The 5,435-nt window shown below is 69.0% G+C and carries 4 protein-coding genes and 2 pseudogenes; 1 reads left to right on the top strand and 5 read right to left on the bottom strand.

All coding sequences use genetic code 11. The features are described 5' to 3' along the window. Positions 1 to 357, bottom strand: a pseudogene (locus AB0D27_RS43490) (hypothetical protein); the annotation flags it as partial. A 231-nt stretch (positions 358 to 588) separates the two neighbouring features. On the opposite strand from AB0D27_RS43490, the pseudogene AB0D27_RS43485 reads away from it, so the two are divergent. Next, a pseudogene (locus AB0D27_RS43485) lies at positions 589 to 699 on the top strand (antibiotic biosynthesis monooxygenase); the annotation flags it as partial. Positions 700 to 954: 255 nt separating this feature from the next. Here AB0D27_RS43485 and AB0D27_RS43480 read toward each other — a convergent pair. The 4 genes from AB0D27_RS43480 to AB0D27_RS43465 all read right to left on the bottom strand — a co-directional run bounded on the left by AB0D27_RS43480 (position 955) and on the right by AB0D27_RS43465 (position 5,328). Continuing rightward, positions 955 to 1,980 carry a cytochrome d ubiquinol oxidase subunit II gene (locus tag AB0D27_RS43480; protein ID WP_362520681.1) on the bottom strand — a complete coding sequence of 342 codons (1,026 nt, stop codon included), beginning with the start codon at positions 1,978 to 1,980 and terminating at the stop codon, positions 955 to 957. Between the two features lie 75 nt (positions 1,981 to 2,055). After that, entirely contained in the window at positions 2,056 to 3,477 is a 1,422-nt protein-coding gene (locus tag AB0D27_RS43475; protein ID WP_362520678.1) for a cytochrome ubiquinol oxidase subunit I, read from the bottom strand. Between the two features lie 433 nt (positions 3,478 to 3,910). Beyond that, positions 3,911 to 4,384 (bottom strand): carboxymuconolactone decarboxylase family protein, encoded by a 474-nt coding sequence (locus tag AB0D27_RS43470; protein WP_362520695.1) that lies wholly within the window; start codon positions 4,382 to 4,384, stop codon positions 3,911 to 3,913. Between the two features lie 515 nt (positions 4,385 to 4,899). Then, entirely contained in the window at positions 4,900 to 5,328 is a 429-nt protein-coding gene (locus tag AB0D27_RS43465) for a transposase (RefSeq protein ID WP_362520675.1), read from the bottom strand. Positions 5,329 to 5,435: the final 107 nt, after the last annotated feature.

The raw sequence follows: 5,435 nt of genomic DNA, 5'->3' as shown, positions 1-5,435 counted from the left end.
AGGCTTCTCCGGGTAAGCAGGCTTCGCCGGGTAGGCAGGCTTCGCCGGATACGTCGGGTAGGCAGGCTTCTCCGGGTAAGCAGGCTTCGCCGGGTAGGCAGGCTTCGCCGGATACGTCGGGTAGGCAGGCTTCGCCGGATAGGCAGGCCTCTCCGGGTAGGCAGGCTTCGCCGGATACTGCGGGTAAACGGGCTTCTCCGGATACTCCGGATAGGCGGGCTTCTCCGGATAGGCAGGCTTCGCCGGATGCTCCGGATAGGCGGACTTCATCGGGTACGGCGGGTGTGGGGTGATGTGGTTCTGAGCGTAGGCGGTTCCCGCGTTCGCCAACGGGGCTGCGGCGAGCGCGGCAGCCACGGCGGCTGACGCCAGAACAGATCGCCATCGCGGCGATGTCCTCATTTTCTCCACTCTCCTCGGCTTGGTTCAGGGCTCCTGACGGTGGGTCAGTACCAAGAGCTGGATAGTGGAATGAATAGGAAATCGGTTGACGTGAATAACGGTGCGGCGACCATAAGCCACCTGATGGTGTACCGCGGGACGCCAGTTGGCCCGGGTGATGGCGAGAGGTTGGGCCAGGGTGGGTTCATGAGCGTCGTCAAGATCCACATACTGACCGTGCCCGCCGAGCAGCCGGAGATTCTGGAGAAGCGGTTCTCGTCGCGGGCCCACGCCGTGGAGTACCCCGACGGCGTCAAGTAGTTCGAGCTGCTGGACAGTACGACCGGCTCGTCAACGAAGTTGTCGCGCGTGTCGGCCCGGTTCACGCCCTTGAACTGGGCGGTGTCTCCGCTCGGCGCCGCGGAGGCGGGGCTGCCGGAAAGGCGGCCGCGCTCGAGCAGGTGGCCGCCGGCAAAGGTACGCGACAGGGGGACTACGCCCTCCCCGGCCAAGCCCTCAACAGGCCGCGCCGATGGCGGGTGCGGGCGCTGCTCTTGCTCCTTGACCTTCGCGTCAGTCGGACGTGGGCGACCGGCGCGGCTGCTCCGCCGTGTCGGCGCGTTGGAAGGTCGCGTACAACAGCCACAAGGCGGGCACCAGCACAACAGCTCCGGCGGCCAGGACAATGAGGCAGGCGGACAGTACGGCGGGCTGCGAGGCGGCCTGGTCCACGGTCGTGCTTCCGACGAGCATGGCCGGGTACTGCGCCGCACCCCACGCCCACAGGATCGCCGCGACGGCCAGCGCGGCCGCTGTCCGCGCCGCGACATAGCGCCGCCTGATCAGCAGTCCGAGTCCCACGCCCCCGCTGACCGCGCTGAGGACGACGAGCGGCAGAGCGCGGTGGGTGAGGCCGTGGAAGAGGTCGGGGGCGTCCGCGTGCAGCACGGCCGTGCCGACCAGGGCGACCGCGCCGCTGGCCAGCCCGCTGGCGACGGCCCGTCGCGCGAACGTTCGGGCGAGCGTGGCGTCGTGCTCCCGGGCCGCGTCCGCGCACAGGTACACGGCGGCGAGGTGGGCGCAGGTGAAGACGGCCAGCACTCCGCCCAGCAGTGACGTGGGGTTCAGCCAGCTGGTGACGACGTCGCCCTGGGCAAGGCCGACGGGAATCCGGCCGGAGGCGACACCTCCGGCGACGGCGCCCAGGAAGAACGGCGTGAGAACCGAGGAGACCGCGAAGAACGCGCCGAACAGCCGCCGTTGCCACAGCTCGGTGCTGGCCTTGCGGAAGGCGAACGCGGCGCCGCGGGCGATGATGCCCAGCGCCGCGAACGTCAGCGGCAGGTAAAGGGTGGACATGACGGCGGCGAAGACGGGGGAGAACGCGGACCACAGCAGGACGATCACGAAGATCAGCCAGACGTGGTTCGCCTCCCAGATCGGCCCGATGCTGTGCTCGATGAGCCGCCGCTGGGCCTGCCCCCGCTGGGCGCCGCCCGCAAGGAGGTCCCACACGCCGGCGCCGAAGTCGGCGCCTCCGAACAGGGCGTAGCAGGTCAGCCCGATCCACATGACGGCGAGGGCGGTGTCGGCGAGCACAGGACCTCCAACGAACGTGGCTATACGGTCTGCGGCGGCGGCCCGATCGGAGCGCCGGTCGGAGCGCCGGTCGGATCAAACGACGGGATAGTTCTTCACGTCCGCCTCCTGGGGAGCCACCGGCACGGCCGTGTTCCTGGCCAGGCGCCGCAGCACGTACACCGTCGCGACGGTCATGCCGGCGTAGACCACCAGCACCAGCCACAGGCCCGCCATCAGTCCGGGCGCCGGATTGACGGCGTCCCGCACGCTCATCACGCCCCACACGATCCACGGCTGGCGTCCCAGCTCGGTGACGCTCCAGCCGCTTTCGAGTGCCACGACGGAGGCCGGACCGCTCACCGCGACCAACAACAGCAGCAGTCGGGTGCCACGTCGGTCGAGCAGTTCGCCGCCGGTCCGTCGGGTGCGCCACCAGGCCAGCAGCAGCCACAGGCCGAGGGCGAGGAGGAAGAACCCGACGCCGACCATGATGTCGAACGCCCAGTGCACCCCGGTGACCGCGGGCCACTGGCTGCGCGGTACGCGGTCCAGCCCCTGGACGACGGTCCCGGCCCGATATCCCACCAGCAGCGACAGGCCGTCGGGGATCTCCAGTCCGTACTTCAGTCCGCCGCTTCCGGCGACTCCGCCGATGGTGAGGGGCACATGGGAGCCGGTGTGGTAGACGCCCTCGATGGCCGCCAGCTTCGTCGGCTGGTAGTCGGACAGGAAGCGGGCGGCCCAGTCACCCACGACGATCTGGAAGGGGGTCACCACCGCCCCCACCGTGAACGGGATGGCGAAGCCCGCCTTGTGGTAGGCGTCGCGGCGCCCCCTGAGCAGGGCGACCGCGTAGACGGCGGCGGTCAGGAACGACGCCACCATGAACGCGGCGAGGATCATGTGCACCGTCTGCGGAGGGCTCGCGGGATTGAACATGGCCGCCCACGGGTCGACGTGTACGAGCTTGCCGTCGCGCAGGGTGAATCCGCGCGGCTGGTTCATCCAGGCGTTCGCGCAGACCACGAAGAACGCCGAGGCGGTACCCGCGATCACGATGGGAATCCCGGTGAGCAGGTGCTGACGTGGCGAGAGCCGGTCCCAGGCGTACAGGTAGATGCCGAGGAAGATCGCCTCGATGAAGAAGGCGATGCCCTCGAGAGCGAAGGGAAGCCCGATGACCTGCCCGAACTTTCCCATCAGTCCGGGCCAGAGCAGCCCCATCTCGAAGCTGAGGATCGTCCCCGACACGGCTCCCACGGCGAACAGGACGCCCATGGCCCGCGCCCAGCGCCGGGCCAGCAACTGCAGGGCGGGTCTGCCCGTGCGGATGCCCAGCCACTCGGCGAGCAGGGTGAGGGCGGGCAGGCCGACCCCGAGACAGGCGACGATGATGTGCCAGGCCAGAGAGAAGCCCATTTGGGCTCGCGCGGCCGACAGATCGCCTTCTGACGCGCCGCCCGCCACGAGGACGCCCGCGAGCCAGGGGCCGGGGACCGGACCGACGTCGTACACGAGCACTCTCCCGTACATCCTGTGGGCCATGTGCGCGGTCCGCCTCGGACCGAGGAATGAAGGTCGACCGCATGAACTCCTGCTGTACCCGTGCCTGCATCACTGAACCCAGGCGAACCGGTGAATTACGGCGTGAGCAGGTGCCACTGGGTGTCTTCCGGTGCGATCCCGATCAGCCGGGTGACTGTCGGGATCTGCCGGCTTCCCGGCCCGACGCCGTCTGGAGCAAAGTAACGCGGCAGCAGGCACCGAGCCGCCATAAGCCCACGCGGAAGAACCGATGACCCACACGGAACCGCCCCGGCCGACGCCTTTGGATCAGTCGGACCGCCGGGCGGACCAGAACAACGCCCCGGGCCTAGGCGAGCCGTGCCGGGGCGCGTGCTGTTACTGGCGCCAGATGGCACCGACGGCCCCGGCCGGCTACTCCTCGTTATCCGAACTGGCCGGGCTGGTAGTCGCCGGCGGGCTGCTGGACGATGACGTTCAGGCGATTGAAGGCGTTGATGACGGCGATGATCGACACCAGGGAGGCGAGCTGCTCCTCGTCGTAGTGCTTGGCGGCATTCGCCCAGGCGTCGTCCGTGACCCCACCAGCCGCGTCAGCGATGCGGGTGCCCTGCTCCGTCAGCTCCAGGGCTGCGCGCTCGGCGTCGGTGAACACTGTGGCCTCTCGCCAGGCCGCGACCAGGTTGAGGCGCACCGAAGTCTCCCCGGCGTGCGCGGCGTCTTTGGAGTGCATGTCGGTGCAGAAACCGCAGCCGTTGATCTGACTGGCGCGGAGCTTCACCAGCTCCTGCGTCGCGGCGGGCAGCGTCGAGTCCTCGATCACCTTGCCCGCCGCGACGATGTGCTTCGCGAACTTGGCTGCGACCGGGCTGGCGAAGAGGTTCAAGCGGGCTTCCATGGTGGACTCCTTGCCGTTGTTGGCGGATACACCTCTACGACGGGACAGCTCGGCGAGATGTGACATCGCCGAATGTGACACGCGTCTCCCTGACGCACCGCGGCGGAGACCCACGACGACGTGGTGTACCGCTGCCAAGACGTCGCCCCGCTCACCACGACCCCCGGCGCCCCTTCTGGCCCGACTCCACGCGCGGGCATCCACAGGTCCTGACGGGCGTGCAGGACCTGGCGGAGGGTCAGACGGGGCGTTGGCTGTTGGGTCAAGCCGTCGTCGCAGGGTGAGGAAAGAAAGGCCTGGGCGACGGTGACGACGGTGACGTGGTGGTGCCAGCCGCGCCAGGTGCGGTCCTCGAAGTGGTCCAACCCCCAGGCAGGGTCGGCGGCCCCAACCCGCCGTAGTCGGGGCTGCTGCGGCTCTGCCGCCGCTGGGCGGACGGTCGCCTTGGGATCGACGGGCATCACGTATGACCAGCGGCGTCCTGCCAGTACGCGCCGGAATGAGACGCTGCGGCCTTAGCCGGCGTCGGCCACGATCGCCAGCACCGTCGGCAGCCATGCAGCCAGCCGGTCGATCAGGTCCAACGCCAGCCAAGTCTTGGACACACGTCCGAGATTGTCGGGCACTCTGGCCGCCTGGCACCGCTTGTCATCCGCGCCCACTCCTGGGCAGGAACCCTCCCGCAGACAGGACGCAGTGTCGGTGGCCGCGTGCACGCTGACGGTGACCTGGCAGTTGGCCCCCTTTCCCAGGGCTCCGCAGTGGCAGTGCCTGCATGTTGCCGTCCGGCAACCGCTCGGGCATCGGCTGGATCGACTTACGCCGACCGTCCAGCAGCAGACCCCGCAGATGACACTCACCCACCGCCGCTGATCCTGCCGCGCCAGAGAAGCCACCACATCTGCAACGAACTCCGGCAACTCGCCCCGACGCCGTTTCACCATCCCGAGGCACTACTAGGCCATTTCTGATGGCTCTTGGTGGGCTGGGTGGATCTCGTGGTTTGCCGGGCAGGACGCCCGTATGGTGCGGCGACACGAGCTCACGGACG

The sequence above is a fragment of the Streptomyces sp. NPDC048415 genome, assembly GCF_040651675.1.
Classification (GTDB): Bacteria; Actinomycetota; Actinomycetes; order Streptomycetales; family Streptomycetaceae; genus Streptomyces.
The sequence above is the reverse complement of the archived record's forward strand: the minus strand, read 5'-3'. Positions and strand labels throughout refer to the sequence as shown.

What these genes read in the sequence shown, in the direction of transcription:
- AB0D27_RS43470 (WP_362520695.1), bottom strand. Translation starts at nt 4,384, where the DNA reads ATGGAAGCCCGCTTGAACCTCTTCGCCAGCCCGGTCGCAGCCAAGTTC.
- AB0D27_RS43465 (WP_362520675.1), bottom strand. Translation starts at nt 5,328, where the DNA reads ATGGTGAAACGGCGTCGGGGCGAGTTGCCGGAGTTCGTTGCAGATGTG.